A 20,531-nucleotide genomic window follows, 5' to 3' on the forward strand; every position below is an offset into this window, starting at 1 on the left:
TCTGACTAATCATGAAACGTTCTCATAAATCCCTGTTGATCAGTGGCATGGTGCTCACCTTAACAGGCCTCAGTGGTTGCACCAACCTGACTGAAACGCTGTACAGCCAGATTAACGCCGAACAGTACTACAACAATCGGCAAGAAGTACTGGCAGCTGTATTGCGCCCCTATACCCACGCGAACGCCTGGATCGCCCCTACGGCTCAGAATAGTTACTGGCGGCTCAACGAACTCACGGCTGATCAGTTAGCCTGGCCACAAAAAGGGCGTCACGGCTACGACGACGCCCAGTGGATTCGCCTGCATGGCCACAGCTGGTCATACACCGAAAACAATATGTGGGACCCCTGGAGCTTGCTGTTTACGGGGGTTGGTTTCTGCAACAGTACCCTTGGCGACTTCAATCGGCTCAACTTTGCGCAGATTGGGGTGAGCGATACGGACAAAGCAGCGTTTACGGCTGAACTGCGCGTGTTCCGGGCGTTGCATTACATGAAGCTGATGGACCTGTACGGCAACATCCCCATCGTGACGACCGTTGGTACTCCGCTCAGTCCACCCACCGCGCCTCGTGCCGAGGTGTTTGCCTTCGTGGAAAAAGAACTTAAAGAGAGCGTTGACCAACTGCCCAACCTGAGCAAATCTCTGATTGGTCGGATCACCAAAGCGGCCGGCTATTCGATCCTGGCTGAATTGTACCTGAATGCACAAATATGGACCGGCACACCCCGCTGGGACGACTGTATTGCCGCCTGCGACAAGATCATCGGCGGACAAACGGGCGGCCTCAATGGTGCGCCTGCCCTCGATGCCAACCTGACCAGCACGTTCAACAACACAAACGACAACTCACGGGAAGCCCTGTTTCAGTTGACCTACGATTTCCAGGCTACCCCCACACGTTGCGGCTGGAACAGCGATTTTTACCACTTCGCCCAGCGGTTGATCTATAATGGCGATGCCAACGGTAACAACGGTGTGGTGGTGATTCCAAGCGCCTACGATGCGTACAACGATAAGGACCTTCGTAAATCGACATGGTTCCTGATCGGGCCACAGTTTCAGGCGGCAAATCCCACACAGCCAGTGTTGGGTACAGAAGAATACCGCGACAAGCAACTGGTATTTGTGAAGGAAATTCGCCGGGCCAGTGAAGGTAAAACCTCATCGACGATGATTGATGGCGAAGAGAACAGTGGCGCCCGGTTCAATAAATACCGGCCTGGCCAGCAAACGGAAGCTAAATACTGGAGCAACGACTGGGTTATTTATCGCCTCACCGACATCTACTTCTATAAAGCGGAAGCCCTGATGCGGAAGAACGGTAACGTAGCTACGCCGGAAGCCCTCGAACTGGTTAATGCGGTACGGAGACGGGCATTTGCAACGGCCGATTATGTGCCTTATACGGCTGCTACCCTCACCCCGGCCGAGTTACTAGCCGAGCGCGGTCGTGAGTTTGTTTTCGAAGGCAAGCGGCGCACCGATATGATCCGGTTTGGCGCGTTCACGACCAACACCTGGTGGGATCACCAACCCAGCGACCCGACTAAGACGGTTTTTCCAATTCCGCAGCGGCAACTGGCAGCAAACCCTAATCTGGTACAGAATCCGGGGTATCCGGCGAAATAACAGCCGAAACTAGTGAGAAGGGGGTAAGTCAATACGGTTGATTTACCCCTTCTTTTTATCAGGACACGTTACCCACGACTTACTTTGCTTTTCTGATGCTACACCAGGTAGTACCTTACTGCTTCGTTAAAACAACCCGCATGAAAAATTCACTAGTACTGCTCTTTCTTGTTACCTGTTCGCTTTCCGGCCTTGCGCAATCGGGGGGCGGGCGCGTCACTCCTGCCCGGGCGGGGCAATCGGTAGTCGACTTGGCTGATCTGGTTAACCCGCTGATTGGCACCGATTCCAAACCTAGTTTATCAAATGGCAACACGTACCCAGCCATTGCGCTACCCTGGGGCATGAATTTCTGGATGCCACAAACCGGCAAAATGGGTAATGGCTGGGCCTATACGTATTCATCAGACAAGATTCGGGGCTTTAAACAAACGCACCAGCCGTCGCCCTGGATGAATGACTACGGGCAGTTCACCATTATGCCTATAACCGGCAAACTACGCATCGACGAAGACGAGCGCGCCAGCTGGTTTTCGCATAAAGCCGAAATCGCCAAGCCTTATTATTACAGCGTTTATCTGGCCGACCACGACGTGACCACCGAGATAGCGCCCACCGAACGAGCGGCGATGTTCCGCTTTACGTTTCCTAAAACAGACAGTTCGTTCGTTGTACTCGACGCCTTCGATCGGGGCTCTTACGTAAAAATTTTCCCTAAAGAGCGTAAAATTATTGGCTACACTACCCGCAACAGCGGCGGCGTACCAGCCAACTTCAAGAACTACTTCGTGGCCTATTTCGATAAGCCGTTCACGATGGCGCAAGCCTGGCATGGCAAAACGCTGGCTAAAGACACCATCGAACTACAGGCGGCCCATGCCGGGGCGGTAGTTGGTTTCAAAACCACCAAAGGTGAGCAGGTACACGTGCGTATTGCCTCGTCGTTTATCAGCTACGATCAGGCCGAACTGAACCTGAACGAGCTCGGCAACAACTCATTCGACGGTGTAAAGCAGAAGGCAAAGTCAGCCTGGAATACCGAGTTGAACCGAATTAAGGTAGAAGGTGGCTCACTGGCTCAGATGCAAACGTTTTATTCATGCCTCTACCGGTCGTTGCTCTTCCCGCGGAAATTTTTCGAGTTCGATGCCGCCAAGAAAGTCGTGCATTACAGCCCATACAATGGCAAGGTGTTACCCGGCTATATGTTTACCGACACCGGCTTCTGGGACACGTTCCGGTCAATGTTTCCGTTCCTGAATCTGATGTATCCATCGCTGAACGCGCAAATGCAGGAAGGGCTAGCCAATGCCTACAAAGAAGGAGGCTGGTTGCCCGAATGGGGCAGTCCGGGGCTTCGCAACGTGATGGTCGGCTCCAACTCGGCCTCGGTCATTGCCGACGCGTACCTGAAAGGCGCACGTGGCTACGACATCAATACGCTGTACGAAGCAGTACTGAAGAATTCCGAAAATGAAGGCCCTATGGATGCCGTTGGCCGGAAAGGCGTAGCTTATTACAACCAGCTTGGGTACGTTCCCTACGACGTTAAAGTCAACGAGAATGCCGCCCGCACGCTGGAGTACGCCTACGACGATTTCGCGATTTATCAGTTAGCCAAAGCGCTGAAACGTCCACAGGAAGAAATTGACCGTTTTGCCAAACGCAGCCAGAACTACCGCAACCTGTTCGACCCACAAACCGGACTAATGCGCGGCAAAAACAAAGACGGGCAGTTCCAGAAGCCATTCAACCCGTTTAAATGGGGCGATGCGTTCACCGAAGGAAATAGTTGGCATTACACCTGGTCCGTTTTCCACGATGTGCAGGGACTGGTTGATCTGATGGGCGGCCGCCAGAAATTCGTGGCCAAACTGGATTCAGTGTTTACGATGCCACCCGTCTATGATGAAAGCTATTACCGGGGAGTGATTCATGAAATTCGGGAGATGCAAATAGCCAACATGGGCCAGTACGCCCACGGTAATCAGCCCATTCAGCACATGATCTACCTCTACAACTACGCGGGCGAGCCCTGGAAAGCACAATACTGGCTCCGCGAAGTGTTGAACCGGATGTATCTGCCAACCCCCGACGGCTACTGCGGCGACGAAGACAACGGCCAAACCTCGGCCTGGTACGTATTTACGGCAATGGGCTTCTACCCGGTTTGTCCGGCCACTGATCAGTACGTGGTTGGAGCGCCGCTTTTTAGGAAGGTGACGGCCACGCTGGAAAACGGCAAGCAAATTGTCATCAATGCGCCTACCAACAGCGACCAGAACCGGTACATCAACACGATGCAGGTAAACCGCAAACCGTATGGCAAAAACTGGCTCAGCCACCGCGAACTGCTTCAGGGAGCCACAATCGATTTCAATATGTCGGCTACCCCAAACAAACAGCGCGGTATATCGGCCAGCGATTTCCCCTACTCAATGTCGACGGATAAGGCGAAGTAGTGGTATAAGCCGAGACAAACTCCATAAAAAAGCCAACCCTGAATCAGGGTTGGCTTTTTTATGACGGGACAGTCACTATGTTAACGGCCAGCGGGCGCTGAGGTAGTTGTCTGCGTGGCTTTAAGACGTTCGATCTCCTGCTCCAGACTGTTGGCCTTGAAATACTGGTATAAACCAAAAGCCAGGAAAACTTTGCCTAGAATAAACACGGCAATAAACGCAGCACGCCAGTTTTTGTGAACACGCATGTGCGTGGGGTCACCAACTTCAACATCAACATAAGGCGAACTGGCGGGTTGCGGACGGGGCATCTCCTGTGTGGGCACAGGCTCTTCCCACTTCTGAATCTCGTTTCCAACCAGACGTTGTTGCAAAGCCGCTTTGATAGTTGGCGGTGGCGGAACGGCATGCTGCAAAAAATACTGCTCCATACCGACTTCAATCTCTTCCAGTTGAAGGGCTATCTCAGGATCAGTAGCGATAAGCGTCTCTGCCTGTGCCCGGTCGTCATCAGACAATGTGCCCAGCATGTAGGACTCCAGCAGGCCATCGGTTAAATACTGATAATTTTTCACAAACGGGTTGATTAAGACGGAAGAAGATAGGCGAAAAATTCACGAACTGCACCAAACACAGCCGACCGTTGAATCTGTAGTCGCTCAGCGATAACGTCGGGCGTTTGATTTTGGTAAAATAAAAGATTAAAAATAAGCTCAGATTGTTTAATCTCCGCAGGAAGTGCAGGAATGGGCAGCTGATTTTTTTTACAATAGGCCAATGCTTTCCCTCTGGCCAGTCGAACAACGACGCAAGTGGTGTTTGCTGATGGCACTAAACCAGCTTGTAAATCAGGCGACGCAAATAGATCGATCAACACTTCCTGCGCCTGTTGGGGCTGAGGAATAATCTTTAGTATAACGCCATACGCCACCGATCCGTATTTGTCGTACAACGAAAGCCGACTCGCCGTGTTGGTAGTAGTAAGCATCATGGGCCTTGTATCAGGCCGATTCGACACGTTCATAAATTGGTAACCACTAACTAAGTATATCTTTTGTTTGCTGCCTCAGCTGTTAGTACTGTGGCGTCTACATCTTAAATAAGCGCCTTAAGTTACACATACTCAGCAAGAAAGTAACACCAAACCACTCGGTAAATATATAGCATCATGTATATACCATCAAATTAACTACTTAACCCCTCTGCCAGTTGGTGCCCCCTACCCAATCACGCTCGTCGCAATGTGTGTGGAATTGTGCCCAGTAGCGCATCGTACAGGTTAATCACGGCCAAGACTGCCTGTATGAAAGAAGCACTCCTGTTACTCGCTGTAGCCTCTTGCGTCGCCTGCTCGCGACCGCCCGCTATCTACAACAATCCATACGATGTAACGGCCATGCTCAATGACTCGGCCTGGTACGGAACGGTGCAGGCAATTAATGCAGCCAATTTCATTGACAAACCCTGCGCTGAAGGCAAAGTCATGCTGATGATAAAGACAGACATTCCATACCCAGGTAATGAATCGTTCAGCAAATCTGAGACTGTCAATGGGTGTGTAGGTGAATGTGTTCCAACTCAGGCGTTGTATATCAACAACATACCGCTCAAAAAAGGAACGTATTCGCTGTCAAAATTGGCTGAATGTGGTTCGTTCGCCATCAAAGACGTCGTGTATGCCTGGCTTGTCAATGGTTCCGGACTGAAGCGAGGATTTCGGCTACAACCAAAGAAAGCAAATTGGGTACGCGTAACACGATACGATCCACGGAAAAAAACGCTTGAAGGCCGGTTCGAGGCCAATCTGATTGATTTTAAACTGAATTCTACTGAGTCGACAGGGCGTGCGGCTCAGTTCCGTCAGGGGCGCTTCCTCGTTAAGTTACCGAAAAAGTGATGCTTATACTGATAGAATCAACGTACCTGAAACGTACCTGCGTTCGCGCATTGCCACTCTGGTTATCCTTGCCTAATTTTGCGCATTCTTCTGAACGGCTCATGTAACGTAACCGTTCGGTTTGTAAGAAGATTACAACGCACTGATCCATGAGAGAAATACAATTCCGCGAGGCCCTACGGGAAGCTATGGTGGAAGAAATGCGCCTTGACCCGACAGTCTACCTGATGGGCGAAGAAGTGGCCGAGTATAACGGAGCCTACAAAGTCAGTCAGGGAATGCTGGACGAATTCGGCGCAGAACGGGTAATTGATACACCCATTGCCGAACTTGGTTTCGCCGGTATCGGTGTTGGTTCAGCCATCAACGGGCTGCGTCCGATCATCGAATTCATGACGTTCAACTTCTCGTTAGTGGCTATCGATCAGGTCATCAACTCGGCCGCCAAGATCATGTCGATGTCGGGCGGGCAGTATTCGTGTCCGATCGTATTTCGTGGCCCAACTGGTAACGCCGGTATGCTGTCGAGCCAGCACTCGCAAAACTTCGAGAACTGGTTTGCCAATACACCTGGTCTGAAAGTGGTGGTTCCCTCGAACCCTTACGACGCCAAAGGCCTGCTTAAAAGCTCGATCCGTGATAACGACCCCGTTATCTTCATGGAATCGGAGTTGATGTACGGCGATAAGGGCCAGGTGCCTGAAGAAGAGTACCTGATTCCGATTGGTCAGGCGAAAGTAGTTCGCGAAGGTAACGACGTAACGATCGTATCATTCGGTAAGATCATGAAAGTGGCACTGGCTGCAGCTGATGAGCTGGCGAAAAACGGTGTATCGGCCGAAGTAATCGACCTGCGCACGGTTCGACCCATCGACTACGCTACGATTATCAACTCGGTGAAGAAAACCAACCGGTGTGTAATCGTTGAAGAAGCCTGGCCATTGGCGGCGATCTCGTCTGAGTTGACGTATAACATTCAGCGGAACGCCTTCGATTACCTCGATGCACCCGTTATCCGGGTTAACAGCCTCGATCTGCCTCTCCCCTACGCACCAACGCTCATCGAAGCGATTCTGCCAAGCCTGAAGCGCACACTGGAAGCGGTAGAAGCCGTAATGTATAAGAAATAATCGTTTTTTAGCTTTCCTAAAAAGGCCAGCCTGTATTGCACAGGCTGGCCTTTTTAGTTTCTCGTTTGCTGTTGCGCTGCTAAAAAACCAGTTCGTGATTTAGCTACGCGCCGGTAAACTAGAACTTCAACCCCTTCAGATACGCGATGCTCTGCGGCACCTGCGTGTCTTCGTGGTTACTTTCGTCTTCGATGTAGTAGTGCTTCACACCTGCCTTCTTAGCCTCTTTCAATACCTCAGGCATATTGATCTGCCCATCGCCCAGCACTACGTCATTTTCAGGCGGCGTGCCACCAGTCAGGTCACCTTTGATGCCTTTTTTCAGGTCTTTCAGGTGCATCAGTTTCCAGCGGCTCCCATACTTTTTGAGTAGCGCAACGGGGTCGGCACCACCGTGCTGTGCCCAGAGGATATCCATTTCAAACGAGACGTAGGCCGGATTGGTGTTTTTCACGATATAATCGAACAGCGTGCCATCAGCATAAGGCTGAAATTCGTAACCGTGGTTATGGTAGCAAAACGTAAGGCCATTTTCGGCCAGCACCTTCCCCACCCGATTGAAATCATCGACGGCTTTTTTCGCGTTTTCGAGCGAGAAATTTCCTTTCTGATGTGGAATCCAGGCAACCATCACAAACGAAGCGCCAAGGGCCTTCGCCTGCTTCACCGATGCCATTGGGTCGGCTACAATCTGCTCGTAGCCCGCTCCTGTCGAGGTGACTTTGATGCCCCGTTCGTCGAGCAGCTTCCTGAACTCCTCGACTGACATGCCTTTTGGTGGACCGCCTTCAATTTCTTTGAAACCAAGTGATTTGATAAGATCTAACGTACCTACCACATCTTTTGGGAAACTGTTCCGGTAGGTATAGGTCTGCAGACCAAGCGGAAAGGTGTAAACGGGTTTGCCCGCCTGAGCAGCCACTTGCCCGTTGTGAAAGTAGCTGAGACTGAGCGACAGACCGATAGCGGCCAACAGCCTGAACGTGGTTTTGTTGTACATAAGCAGATTAGAGGTTCTTCTTTTTACTTTCTTTTACGGCAAAATCGGCCGCCCGCGCCGTAAGGGCCATGTAGGTCAGTGACGGGTTCTGGGTGGCCGTCGAGGTCATGCAGGCCCCGTCGGTAACGAATACATTTTTACAGTGATGCAATTGATTCCACTTGTTGAGCAACGACGTTTTCGGGTCTTTCCCCATGCGCACGCCGCCCATCTCGTGAATGTCTGAACCGGGGTTGGCGTGCGTATCTACGGCATTGATGTTTTTGAATCCAGCCAGGGTGAACATCTCCGTCATCTGCTCGATGTAGTCCTTCACCATGTTGTCGTCGTTCTCAGTCCAGCGGGCCGACGTAATCAGCTGCGGAATGCCATATTTATCCGTCAGCTGCTTGTCGAGTCGCACGTGATTCGACTCGATCGGAATAGTTTCGCCCATCATCCAGCCGCTTACGCCCCAGGGGCCTAGCTTCGGGTGCAACAGGTTCTCTTTCAGCGCCAGACCCATACCTTCACGGTTTTGTGCGTAACCTCGTCCGCCACCAACGCCCGTGGCATAGCCGCGCAAAAACCGGGACGCCGGACCGCTTGTTTCCTGCTTGTGTAAGTTCCGGAAACGGGGAATGTAGCCATTGCTCGGGTTTTTACCATCGGTCATTTTATCGGGAAAGCCATCGTACTGCGCCGATATTTTCCCCCGGTAGTTATGCCAGGCAATGTATTTACCCAGTAAGCCGCTGTCATTACCCAGCCCGTTGGGAAATCGGTTCGATGTGGAGTTCAGCAGAATCTGGTTCGTATTGAGTGCCGAGCCATTCACGAAAATGATTTTGGCGTAAAACTCCATCATCTCCTTTGTGTTGGCGTCAACAACACGTACCCCGGAAGCACGCCCTTTTTTCTCATCGTAAATAATCGAGTGCACCACCGAATGCGGACGCAGGGTCATATTACCGGTTCGTTCAGCCCAGGGCAGCGTAGAGGCATTACTGCTGAAATAGCCCCCAAACGGGCACCCACGCACACAAAGTGAACGATGCTGGCACTGCGCCCGACCTTGCGCCGTATGAACGGGTTGTGGTTTGGTAATGTGCGCGCAACGCCCCTGGATGAGCTGTCGGTCTTTATAATGCTGCGCAATGACACCCTGCAAGTGCGACTCTACGCAGTTTAGTTCGATAGGCGGCAGGAACTCGCCGTCGGGCAAGTGTGGCAGGCCATCTTTGTTGCCCGATATACCGGCAAATTTCTCAACGTAGCTATACCATGGAGCAATGTCGGCATAGCGTATAGGCCAGTCGACAGCGAACCCATCGCGGGCGGGGCCATCGAAATCGAAATCACTTAGCCGCTGCGTTTGCCGTGCCCACAGCAGTGACTTGCCACCTACATGGTAGCCGCGTGTCCAGGTAAACGGCTGTTCTTCCACGAACGGCTGTTCATCTGGTTTGATAGCCCAATGCAGGGTTTCTTCACGCATAAACGAGCGGATGTTGCCGTACTGCTGTTGCACCGCCAATGGAACCTGTCCACGGTGTTCAAACTCCCAGGGGTTCAGATTAGCGGTGGGATAGTCGGTTACGTGTTTTACATCGCGGCCCCGTTCCAACACCAGCGTTTTCAGGCCTTTGCCCGTTAACTCTTTCGCAGCCCAGCCACCGCTAATGCCCGAGCCAATTACGATGGCATCGTAGCGGTCCGACGTACCGGATAGTTTTGACGCCGCATCAATTGCAAAATTTGCCATATCGCTTGTTGGTTATCGAGCGGCTACCGGTGCCGGAACACAGCCGTAATAATGACCGGGTACCATGTTGTAGTTCAAAAATGTTGTCATCACGTATTCCGACGTGGTGTAGCCCTGAATCGTCAGGTTCTTGATCAGGGTAAAGAATTCCTTACGCCCGGCCTCAGGATCAGCCTGTATTTTTTGCAGTATGTCGAGCCGCTGGACGGAGGTACAGCGGGTGAGAGTCTGGCCGAAGCTGGCCTGCGCCAGTGCATCAACGTTAGTCAACCCGTCTTTTACCTGTTGATGCACGGCAGGCTCGTAGCAGTCGGCTACCATCTTCTGCACAAAATCAGGTACGTTCAAGTCCAGGGCACCGGGGGTATCAGAGGCTGGAATTAAGGTATCAATCAGGCTGGCCAGCGAATCGGTCTGCGCTGGACTTAATAGTGGCTGCTCAAGGCCTACAGTTGCTTTTGTCCAGGCATTAGCCCAGGCTGGCAGCGCTAGCAAGCCCCCGGCTAGAAGCACCATCTGTTTAACTGCAATTCGTCTTTCCATGCCAGTTGATCATTGAGGCAGACTAAGCTGCACGATGCATTTTCTTTAGAAAGAAAACGGCCGAATCCGACTACTCTTGGTTGCCAATAGCGTGCTAGTTTGTGATCGATAAGTGTATTATATAGTCAAGATAGTTGGCCATATAGCCAAAAGGCTCATCAATCAACGTGATTGATGAGCCTCGCTCTATTTCGGCATTGCAGGTTAGCCCGCAGATTGGTTATTTTTCGCGAAAATTCTGTTCAGTCAGTCAACGTTACCCTTTTACCCTTGCCATGCGCAGTCAGGCCCTTACGATTTATGAAGTGACCGTGTTACCGGTTGGCTCGCTCAATACCGTTCGTCAACGCGAGCCGACAGTGGTTTTCTTTTCCAACCTGCGTAAAGCTGTAGACGCCATTACGGGCGAGTTGGCCATGAACGGCTGGCCCGCCAAAGTAAACTACACCGCCGTGTATCGGGGTGTAAAAGAACGAGGCTATTATAGTTGCGACTTCGAGGTGGGTGGAGCGCGCGTTTTCCGCGTCAAAGTATTACCCAAATTGCTGAACCCTCCCCTCCCCCGATTGGGTATGGACGAAAACCCGGGGCGGGGTTAATGGTTAGCAGCCCGTGTGGCTACCACAGGTATATCAGTCTGTTTAATCGCCGCCATGCCCCCATCTACGTTTACGATCTGGTCGAAGCCACGCGCTTTCAAAATCGAGTTGGCCACCATCGATCGATAGCCGCCGGCACAGTGCACATAAACAGGCTCGTGGCGGGGTATCTGACTCAGGTGTTCGTTCAGCGTATCCAATGGAAGGTTCTCGGCTCGTTCAACGTGCTCCGGTTCAAACTCAGCGGGTTTACGCACATCAATGACGAAAGCCGACGGCTGCTCGCGTAATCGATCGGCGAATAGTTCAGCCGAAATCGATTCGATTGAGTCGACTTCTTTTCCGGCCTGCTGCCATTCGGCAAAGCCGCCTTCCAGGTAACCAATACATTGATCATACCCAACCCGCGCCAACCGCACAATGGTTTCGCGTTCCAGGCCAGCCGGGGTAATCAACGCAATGGGTTGTTTCAGGTCTGGAATCAACGCACCAACCCAGGGAGCAAACTGCCCGTTCAAACCAATGTTAATGCTGTTGGGCACAAAGCCAACGGTGAAGTCGGCCGCGTTGCGCACATCGAGTACTACGGCTCCAGTTTCGTTTACCGCCGCCTCGAACGCATCGGGCGAAAGAGCCTGGGTGCCACGCTGCATGACCTGATCGATGGATTCGTAGCCCTCTTTGTTCAGACGAGCATTTTGAGCAAAATAAGCGGGTGCCTTACTCAGTCCGTCCAGTACCTGCGCCACAAACTCATCCTTCGATTTAGCCCGAAGTGCGTAGTTAAACATCTTCTGATTGCCGAGGGTATCGGTTGTTTCTTTGCTCATGTTCTTACCACAGGCAGAGCCAGCTCCGTGGGCCGGATACACGATTACGTCATCGGCAAGGGGCATAATTTTAGTGTGCAGGCTGTCATACAGCATACCAGCCAGATCACGCTCAGTTAGGTCACCTTTTATTGCCAGATCGGGACGGCCTACATCGCCGATAAACAGCGTATCACCGGTAAAAATAGCGTGGTCTTTACCGCTCTCATCAATCAGCAGGTACGTTGCCGATTCCAGGGTATGGCCGGGTGTATGCAGCACCTTAATCCAGGCATTACCCAGTTTGAACACCTCACCATCAGTAGCTTTATGCGCTTCGTAAGTCGTGTTGGCGTTGGGACCGTACACGATTGTAGCGCCAGTTTTCTTAGCCAGATCAAGGTGGCCCGATACGAAATCGGCGTGAAAATGGGTCTCAAAAATATATTTGATTGTGGCGCCTGCTTTCTCGGCTTTTCGCAGGTAAGGCGTTACCTCACGAAGTGGATCGATGATAGCTGCTTCGCCTTCACTTTCAATATAATAGGCTCCCTGCGCCAGGCAACCAGTATACAGTTGTTCAACAAACATATGTCTCTTTCTTAACGTACTGAATGTCTTCTCTAAACTAAAATGGCGATAACTACCGAACAGCCCCCTATGCACGAGGTCATCAACACTGTTACAACAACTCGCGCGCAATCATGTAAGTTGCTACGGCCAGCACAAACCAGCCAAACCCTTTTCGAAGCACCTGGGCAGGTACGTACCGGGCAAGGTACATGCCCAGGAAGATACCAACAATGGATAAACCAGTAAAGGGTAACAGGAAATTCCAGTTGAGCGAGATGTGCTGCAAATCACCCAGAAAGCCAATAAACGAATTTACGGCGATGATAAGCACTGAGGTAGCCACGGCTCGCTGGATGGGTAAACCTGCCAGCAGCACCAGCATCGGCACGATAAGAAAGCCGCCGCCTGCCCCAATTATGCCGGTCAGTAGCCCAACGGCGAGACCATCGAGCGCGAGCGAACCGTAACGTGGTCGACCATCAGCGGCAATGCCCTCGCTGGGCCGTTTATCCCGAATCATGGCGCGGGCAGCCAGGATCATTACGACGGCGAAAAAAAAGAGAATAGCGTCACTCCTGGGTACGTTAATGTCGCCCAAGCGTACCAGCGGATCGGGCAGGGCGGGCACCAGATAACGGCGACTCAGGTACACCGAAATAAACGAAGGCCCTGCAAATGCAATGGTCACACGTAGGTCGACCCGTTTTTTCCAGATGTGGTTCAGCGAGCCGATCAGCGAGGTTGTTCCCACCACAAACAGTGAGTACGACGTAGCCAGCATGGTCGGGATACCGAAGATATAGACAAAGATGGGCACGGTCAGAATGCTGCCTCCACCTCCGGCCAGACCTATCACCAGCCCAACCAGTACTGCCGCTGCGTAGCCAAAAAACTCATGTACCATCATTACAGTACAAAACTACGTAGTCGGGCAATTCGTTTTTGTGACGTTTATCACACAGGCTGTGCTTATCGAATGCCAAACCCTACCTGAATGTACCAGGTACCCGTGTTTTGGTTTGGGCCCCTGGGTAAACTGACGTTATTGGCCCAGTACCAATTCTGCCCATCGAGTGGCAGTAAGTAACCACCCGACAAAGCAAATCCCTGCCGCTTGAACTGGCCGGTAGCGGTGTTACGCAACCGAAACCAGACCCGCCCGCCGAAGACCACAGGGAAGGTGAGGTGGTTGAGGGAAACGCCGCGGGCGTTGCCAGACACGTAGCCGTTGAAACTGCCTACCTGGTTATCTTTCGACGCGTCGATTGTTGATGTCAGCACGCCCAATCCAATAAGTGGCCCAGCCACAATAGCTCCTTTATTAATTACATCCAGTTCAAGTGCCAACTGCGTGTTCACTGCGCTAATCGCTGTACGGTTGTTACCCGATATGTTTTCATTCGAGTGCATCATGGCCTGCAAACCTAATCTAACAGGCAACTTCCCCGTAAGTGGGCCGCATACCGCTATGCCAACTCCGTACCGTGTACTGGTTGGGTTGATACTATTGTAGCCGTTGTCGGTCAGCAGTTTATTTGTTGGCGAATAATCGGCTTTCACCACACCAGCAAATACATCGAAACCAACGCGAACGTTAGCGTCAAGATTCTGGCCTCTCAACGAATGACTATGACTTACGAATAGAATGATGCAGTAAAAAGGTAGATATAAACGCATGCCTGCAGTGGAGTTGAATGCAATGATACAGCGGAATGGTGCCAGAATCAGGCTAGTTCAATTAAAAGTGCATTATACATATCTACGCACCGTCTAGCTTTCAGGCAGCTACGCGATATAAGTCGTTTTCGTGGCACAAAACTCACGAATTCCTGTTTCGCTCAGTTCGCGGCCATAGCCCGACTTCTTTACACCACCAATTGGCAGCCGGCTATCTGACCGTACTGCTGCATTTACGAATACACTCCCCACCCGCAACTGGCGCGCTAGGTACGTTGCCCGGTCGGTGTCGGCTGTCCATAGTGCCGCACTCAGACCGTAGCGCGAGTTATTGGCGTATTTGATGGCTTCGTCGACGTCTCTAACGGTGGTGATTATAGCTATTGGTCCAAACGTTTCTTCAGCAAAAGCCACATTTTCGGGACGTACGTCGGTCAGTAATGTGGGCGTAAATGACGTTCCGTCGCTCTGCCCGCCAACCAGCGCATGCGCACCCTGCCTAAGCGCCTGCGTGAGTTGATGGCGTAAGGTGTCGGCCAGATCGAGACGGGCAATGGGGCCCATTTGCACCTCAGGATCGAGTGGATTTCCCTGTCTGATGGCCTGAATCAGCTCAGCCACGCGTTGGGTAAACGCATCTGCCACCGGAGCTTCTACGAGCCAGCGTTTGGCAGCGATACACACCTGCCCCGCATTCCCCATCCGCGAGGTAACGGCAGCCTTGGCAGCGGCGTCCAGATCTGCATCGGCCAGAACGATCAGCGGGTCGGAACCACCCAGTTCGAGCACACATTTCTTTACGTTTGCTCCCGCCAACGCGGCTACCGATGTACCCGCCCGTTCGCTCCCGGTTAAGGTGATCATCCCAATTCGGTCGTCGGCAATGATTGCCTTTAGCTCAGGTACATCGACTAACAGACAAGCCATTACACCTTCGGGGAAACCTGCTTCCCGAAAGGCCGCCTCAATGGCCAGCCCACAGCCAGGTACGTTTGGGGCGGGCTTAAGCAGGGTCACATTACCCGCCATCAGGGCGGGCACTGCATACCGGAATACCTGCCAGAACGGAAAATTCCAGGGCATGACCGCCAGCACAATACCAACGGGCTCGTAACTGACTCCGCTATACGCCGCTTCGGTTGCAATAGCAGTTGGCTGGAGCATAGCCTCGGCATGCTCGGCGTAATACTGGCATTGCCCCGCGCACTTCTCAATCTCGGCCCGCGACTCTGCTAAGGTTTTCCCCATCTCGTTGGTCATCAGCAAGGCCAGTTCCTCCTGCCTGTTGCGCAGCACGCCAGCCAGCCGGGTAAAGCATTCGGCCCGCGTAGCGAACGACCGCATTGACCAATCGGCCGCTGCATGCTCGGCAATTTGTAAGCGGGCATCGATTTGAGCGGCCGAATGAGCTGGGTATTCAGCAAATTGTTCTGATGTGTACGGGTTGAGCGAAGTAAAGCGCATAGCAAATACGATTAAGTTGACTCTATAACAGCTGGAAAACAAAAAAGGCGCAGATCGGCAGCTATTGCTCCAAATCTGCGCCTCAACTAAAGCGAGTGTACTTACAGCTTGTTCAGATTACTGTTTGGCCGACCATACAGGAAGTAAACGCCCAGACCAAGAATCAACCAGCCAAAAGCCAGCAGTTGAGCCAGTTCGCTCAGATTAATGATCAGGTAGAAGTTCGTCAGAATACCCAGCGGAGCAATTACATTCAGGAAGGGAGCACGGAAGCTACGCTCACGACCTGGATCGCTACGACGCAATAGCCAAACAGCCAGACACACCATAGCAAAGGCAAACAGCGTACCGAACGAACACATATCGCCCAGGATGCTAATGGGCGTAAAGGCCGCTACCAGAGATACGACAAGCCCAACAAGGATTGTGCTTTTGAATGGCGTCTTCAGCGTTGGGTGGATGCTACGGAAGAAATTGGGCAGCAGGCCGTCTTTCGCCATGCCAAGGAAGATCCGGGTTTGACCCAGCATCATTACCAGCATCACCGAGATCAGACCGGCCGTTGCGGCGGCAGTGATGATGAACACCGCCCAAGGCTGCCCAGCACTGTCAAATGCAGCGGCTACGGGTGCTTTGAGGGCATCGCCGACAATGTCTTTGTAGTTGATCATACCCGTCAGAACGAGCGACACAGCGATGTACAGAATGGTGCAAACCAGCAGCGACGTAACGATAGCAAACGGAATGTCTTTGCGTGGGTTGATGGCCTCACCAGCTTGCGTTGACACGGCATCGAAACCGATATAGGCAAAGAAGATAGCCGATGCCCCTGAGATGATACCACCCCAGCCATAGGCTTCGTGCGGGGCACCGGTTTCACCAGGAATTATTTCCGGTGCTGGGATAAACGGAATCCAGTTGGCCGATTGAACGTAGAACGCACCAACGATGATCACGAACAGCACAGCGGCTACTTTCATGATTACGATCACGTTGTTGGCACCGGCAGCTTCTTTGATACCCCGTACCAATACGGCAGTTACAACCCAGACGATCAGAAAAGCGGGTAGGTTAACCGAGAAACCGGGATCGGCCAGGCCATTATCAACGGCATATTTAGCCGCCGAAACAGGGTCGTTCCGCAACCAGAAGGGTATATCGATCCCGAATAGGTGAAGCAGCTTATTGAAATAACCCGACCAGCTTACGGCCACAGTCATGGCACCCATGGCGTATTCGAGGATAAGCCCCCAGCCGATAACCCAGGCAAAGAGTTCACCCATGGTACCGTAGGCATAGGCGTAAGCCGATCCTTCAACAGGCAGCATGGCGGCAAATTCGGCATAGCAAAGGGCAGCAAAAATACAGCCGATCCCCGCCACAACGAATGACAGCGCCAGCGCCGGACCAGCATGGTAATGCGCGGCTGTACCTGTCAATACGAAGATACCACCTCCAATAATTGCCCCAATGCCAATAGCGGTCAGGCTCCACTTACCCAATACGCGCTTCAGCTCACTCTTCTGAATGTCTTGCTCGTAAAGGTACATTGGCTTCTTGCGCCACACACTGGTTGTATCAGCCGGTTTGAGTTTTGCTTCCATGAAGGAAAATAAAGTTTGGTGATTTAAGCTTTCTGTGAAGTATTAATTGGCAATTCTAGCTGAAAGATACCGATTTTACGCATAGCTATGTGTAAAAAAGCCGAATGAGGTCTGTCCTCATTCGGCTTTTCAAGTACGAATCAGCTTATTTCTGTGAAGGCTTGATCAGTGGCGTCTTCACTTTCTTCTCTTTAGCCGCGGCAGTTTGCGAAAACTCTTCAGGTGTCTCGGCTTCCTTGTCGGTAAAATCAGCAGGGATCGCGCTGTAACCTGTCTTGGGCGCCAATGAGGTAGCTGGCTTGTCAGCGTCGAGCGTGTCTTTGCTCAGCGTGTCAACCACGATAGGCGTTGCTACGAACAGCGATGAGTACGTACCCACGATAACACCGATCAGCATGGCGAATGAGAAGCCACGAATGGTAGCGCCACCAAAGATGAACAGTACCAGCAGTACCAGCATCGTCGACAGACCCGTTACCGCCGTGCGGCTCAGGGTGCTATTCAGGGCGTTGTTGATAATCGTAGCGATGTCTTCTTTCTTACCCTTGTTTTCGGCCAGGTACTCGCGAACCCGGTCAAATACAACCACGGTATCGTTCATCGAGTAGCCCATGATCGTTAGCAGGGCTCCTACAAACGCCTGGTCAATGTCCAGCGAGAACGGAAGCAACCCATTACCGATCGAGAAGATAGCGAGGATGATCAGCACGTCGTGGAACAAGGCCACAACTGCACCGTACCCAAAGGCAAGCCGCTTAAACCGGATCAGGATATAGCCGAATACGACGGCAACTGCCAGCAGGATCGACCAGATGGCCGAATAGATCAAGTCTTTGGCAATCGTTGGACCTACTTTCTGCGAGCTTTCGATATTGGCCTTGTTTCCATTGATGCTCGACAATCCCTTCAATACCGCTTCCGAGACTTGCTTATCCGCATCAGGAGCTGTGTTGTCTATGTCGTAGCTGGTTGTCATTTTCACCTGATCGGTGCTAATGCCATTGCCACCGTAGGTTTTCACCTCAGGCTCAATTCCACCCAATGCCGGAGTCACTGCAGCACGCACCTCATCGGTGGTGATCGACTTTTCAAATTTGATCACGTACGAACGTCCACCTTTGAAATCGACACCCAGACCGAAGCCTTTGAACAGTACCGAAACAATACCTAAAGCAATGATCGTCGACGAGATAATGTAATAGGTACGGCGGTGCGAAACGAAGTCGAAGTCAGATCCTTTGAACAGGTTCTTCGACCAGGGCGACGAGAAGCTCAGCGTGTTGCCCCGGCTTACATACCACTCGATCATCAAACGCGTGATGAGCAAGGCCGCAAACAGCGAAGTTAGAATACCGATGATCAGCGTTGTAGCAAAACCTTTGATCAGACCTGTACCAAACAGGAACAGGATGATACCCGTCAGGAAAGTCGTTACATTCGAGTCAAGGATTGACGACAGCGCGTTTTTAAAACCATCGGAAATGGCTTGCCGGAGTGTTTTGCCCAGTTCGAGTTCTTCTTTGATCCGCTCGTAGATCAGTACGTTCGCATCCACCGCCATACCGATTGTCAGTACGATACCGGCAATACCAGGCATGGTCAGTACGGTACCAGGCACGGCAGCCATTACACCCATCAGGAAGAACAGGTTAACGAACAAGGTAATATCGGCGATCAGACCGGCGCGGCTGTAATACATGGCCACGAAGATTAGTACGATCAGCAGACCAACCAGCGAGGAAATGATACCAGCCTGAATAGCCTGTGAGCCCAGCGTAGCACCTACAATGTTCTCTTCAACAATATTGGCAGGCGCATCCAGCTTACCAGCTTTCAGCACGTTCGACATATCCTTGGTTTCTTCAACGGTGAAGTTACCTGTGATGCTTGAGCTACCGTTTGGAATTTCGTTCTGTACGTTCGGTGCTGTGTATACCAGCCCATCAAGCAAGATCGCTACCGGACGGTTTACGTTAGCAGCCGTCAGGGCACGCCATTTTTTGGCACCTTCAGCGTTCATACGCATTGTTACCTCGGGCCGTCCACGCTCATCATAGTCGTTACCAGCGTCTGAAATAACGCCACCTTCCATGGGTGCTTTGCCACCTGGCTTCTTCACGAAATAGAGTGGCAGCAACTCCCGACGTGGCGTACCTCCCTGCGCAGGGATTTCGGTCGCTTTACGGTCCCAGGCAAATACCATATCATTTGGGAATACAGCACGTACTTCTGGATCATTGAAGATTGCGTTGGCACGCGCGGTATCTTTCAGATCAACTGCCAGTTGGTCCTGCGAGATAGGGATGAACAGGTTGGTCAGGGCCGCCTGCGTCTGGGCTGAATCGGCCTGTGATTTAGCCGTATCGGCCGTAGCTACTTTCTTGGCACCACCCAGCTGAGCAGCCAGATCACCTGTGCTGGCTGTTCCCGATACGGTAGCCGTTGGCTTTGCTTTGGCAGCCGCCAGTTTGCGTTCTGCTTCGGCTTTGGCCAGGTACGTACCCAGCGCCTCAAGGCCCGGTGAAATCTCGTTGAGTTTATACACTTCGGTGAACTCCAGTTTGGCCGCTCCTGTCAGCAGGCGACGTACCCGATCTGGATTATCAACACCAGGCAGCTCGATCAGAATGCGACCGCTACCGGGCAGGCGTTGTACGTTCGGGTTTGTTACCCCGAACTTGTCAACCCGTGCCTGGATAACCCGGAATGACCGGTCGATAGCACCACTCACTTCTTCGTTCAGGAACCGCTTTACTTCGGCGTCTGACGTCTGGTAGTTGATGCGGGCACGGTTGGCACTCGTGGCAAAGATGCTGGCGAGTTTAGCACCAGGCACCACTTCTTTGTAGTTGTTAACAAACAGATCAACGAAGCTCGACTGGCTTGTCTGCTGATCTTTGGTAGCCCGCTTAATGGCTTCGTTGAACTGTGGGTCACGAGTGTTACCGGCCAAACCGCGCAGCACTTCGCCGGGCGACACTTCCAGCACCACGTGCATACCACCCTGTAGGTCAAGGCCAAGACCAAGTTCACGTTCGGTCACTTCCTGGAGCGTGTTGCCCAGGTATACTGGCTGCTTCCAGAGTGAATCGATATAACGCTGTTTTGCTTTAATATCCAGTTGCCCTTTGGCATTGGTAGCATATCGTTCTGCGTCTTTTTTGATGTTACGCGAAACGAAGGTAAACGACAGGTAATAGAGGCAAAGCACTGCTATAATACCTGTCAGAACCAAAACGACGGTTCTGTTTTGCATGATGTTACGAATTGGAATTTGGATGGAAAAGAATAAAAAATGGGTTTGACGTTTGGGATTTGAGGTTTGAGATTGCTTTGCTAATCAGAGAAATGGTTGATCAGCAGCGCAACGTCAAACAGCAAAATACAAACAGCAA

At 52.0% G+C, this 20,531-nt stretch carries 16 protein-coding genes; 5 read left to right on the forward strand and 11 right to left on the reverse strand.

Annotation, left to right across the window (positions count from 1 at the left end):
* The first annotated feature begins 11 nt into the window (after positions 1-11).
* Positions 12-1,634, forward strand: a complete 1,623-nt coding sequence (locus F7231_RS21010) for a RagB/SusD family nutrient uptake outer membrane protein (protein WP_166693418.1) — start codon at positions 12-14, stop codon at positions 1,632-1,634.
* A 140-nt stretch (positions 1,635-1,774) separates the two neighbouring features.
* Positions 1,775-4,096 (forward strand): GH92 family glycosyl hydrolase, encoded by a 2,322-nt coding sequence (locus F7231_RS21015; RefSeq protein WP_166693419.1) that lies wholly within the window; start codon positions 1,775-1,777, stop codon positions 4,094-4,096.
* Between the two features lie 80 nt (positions 4,097-4,176).
* On the opposite strand, the gene F7231_RS21020 is transcribed toward F7231_RS21015, so the two are convergent.
* Entirely contained in the window at positions 4,177-4,671 is a 495-nt protein-coding gene (locus F7231_RS21020; RefSeq protein WP_166693420.1) for a hypothetical protein, read from the reverse strand.
* An 11-nt stretch (positions 4,672-4,682) separates the two neighbouring features.
* The gene (locus F7231_RS21025) at positions 4,683-5,084 is read right to left on the reverse strand and encodes a hypothetical protein (RefSeq protein ID WP_166693421.1); all 402 of its coding nucleotides are present in this window, start codon (positions 5,082-5,084) and stop codon (positions 4,683-4,685) included.
* A 315-nt stretch (positions 5,085-5,399) separates the two neighbouring features.
* Here F7231_RS21025 and F7231_RS21030 point away from each other — a divergent pair, with 315 nt between their 5' ends.
* Positions 5,400-5,993 (forward strand): hypothetical protein, encoded by a 594-nt coding sequence (locus F7231_RS21030; RefSeq protein ID WP_166693422.1) that lies wholly within the window; start codon positions 5,400-5,402, stop codon positions 5,991-5,993.
* A gap of 149 nt (positions 5,994-6,142) precedes the next feature.
* Positions 6,143-7,123, forward strand: a complete 981-nt coding sequence (locus tag F7231_RS21035; protein ID WP_166693423.1) for a pyruvate dehydrogenase complex E1 component subunit beta — start codon at positions 6,143-6,145, stop codon at positions 7,121-7,123.
* A gap of 118 nt (positions 7,124-7,241) precedes the next feature.
* Here F7231_RS21035 and F7231_RS21040 read toward each other — a convergent pair whose 3' ends face one another.
* From F7231_RS21040 to F7231_RS21050, 3 genes are read right to left on the reverse strand one after another with little or no spacing between them, the layout of a single operon-like run.
* Positions 7,242-8,123, reverse strand: a complete 882-nt coding sequence (locus F7231_RS21040) for a sugar phosphate isomerase/epimerase family protein (RefSeq protein WP_166693424.1) — start codon at positions 8,121-8,123, stop codon at positions 7,242-7,244.
* A 7-nt stretch (positions 8,124-8,130) separates the two neighbouring features.
* The gene (locus F7231_RS21045) at positions 8,131-9,867 is read right to left on the reverse strand and encodes a GMC oxidoreductase (protein WP_166693425.1); all 1,737 of its coding nucleotides are present in this window, start codon (positions 9,865-9,867) and stop codon (positions 8,131-8,133) included.
* 12 nt (positions 9,868-9,879) lie between these two features.
* The gene (locus F7231_RS21050) at positions 9,880-10,410 is read right to left on the reverse strand and encodes a gluconate 2-dehydrogenase subunit 3 family protein (protein ID WP_166693426.1); all 531 of its coding nucleotides are present in this window, start codon (positions 10,408-10,410) and stop codon (positions 9,880-9,882) included.
* 275 nt (positions 10,411-10,685) lie between these two features.
* Here F7231_RS21050 and F7231_RS21055 point away from each other — a divergent pair, with 275 nt between their 5' ends.
* Positions 10,686-11,009 (forward strand): hypothetical protein, encoded by a 324-nt coding sequence (locus F7231_RS21055; RefSeq protein WP_085412849.1) that lies wholly within the window; start codon positions 10,686-10,688, stop codon positions 11,007-11,009.
* On the opposite strand, the gene F7231_RS21060 is transcribed toward F7231_RS21055, so the two are convergent.
* From F7231_RS21060 to secDF, 6 genes are all read right to left on the reverse strand, one after another.
* Positions 11,006-12,409: an MBL fold metallo-hydrolase gene (locus tag F7231_RS21060; protein ID WP_166693427.1), complete on the reverse strand. Its 1,404-nt coding sequence runs from the start codon at positions 12,407-12,409 to the stop codon at positions 11,006-11,008. The two genes, F7231_RS21055 and F7231_RS21060, sit on opposite strands and share 4 nt — an antisense overlap.
* 91 nt (positions 12,410-12,500) lie before the next feature.
* Positions 12,501-13,298: a sulfite exporter TauE/SafE family protein gene (locus F7231_RS21065; protein WP_166693428.1), complete on the reverse strand. Its 798-nt coding sequence runs from the start codon at positions 13,296-13,298 to the stop codon at positions 12,501-12,503.
* 62 nt (positions 13,299-13,360) lie between these two features.
* On the reverse strand, positions 13,361-14,068 hold the full coding sequence (locus tag F7231_RS21070; RefSeq protein WP_085412846.1) for a hypothetical protein: 708 nt from the start codon (positions 14,066-14,068) through the stop codon (positions 13,361-13,363).
* Positions 14,069-14,176: 108 nt separating this feature from the next.
* The gene (locus F7231_RS21075) at positions 14,177-15,532 is read right to left on the reverse strand and encodes an NAD-dependent succinate-semialdehyde dehydrogenase (RefSeq protein ID WP_166693429.1); all 1,356 of its coding nucleotides are present in this window, start codon (positions 15,530-15,532) and stop codon (positions 14,177-14,179) included.
* A gap of 101 nt (positions 15,533-15,633) precedes the next feature.
* Entirely contained in the window at positions 15,634-17,136 is a 1,503-nt protein-coding gene (locus F7231_RS21080) for an APC family permease (RefSeq protein WP_085412844.1), read from the reverse strand.
* A 145-nt stretch (positions 17,137-17,281) separates the two neighbouring features.
* The gene (secDF, locus tag F7231_RS21085; protein ID WP_085412843.1) at positions 17,282-20,392 is read right to left on the reverse strand and encodes a protein translocase subunit SecDF; all 3,111 of its coding nucleotides are present in this window, start codon (positions 20,390-20,392) and stop codon (positions 17,282-17,284) included.
* Between the last annotated feature and the right edge of the window lie 139 nt (positions 20,393-20,531).

The organism is Fibrivirga algicola, assembly GCF_011742925.1.
In the GTDB taxonomy this organism is placed as follows: Bacteria; Bacteroidota; Bacteroidia; order Cytophagales; family Spirosomataceae; genus Fibrella; species Fibrella algicola.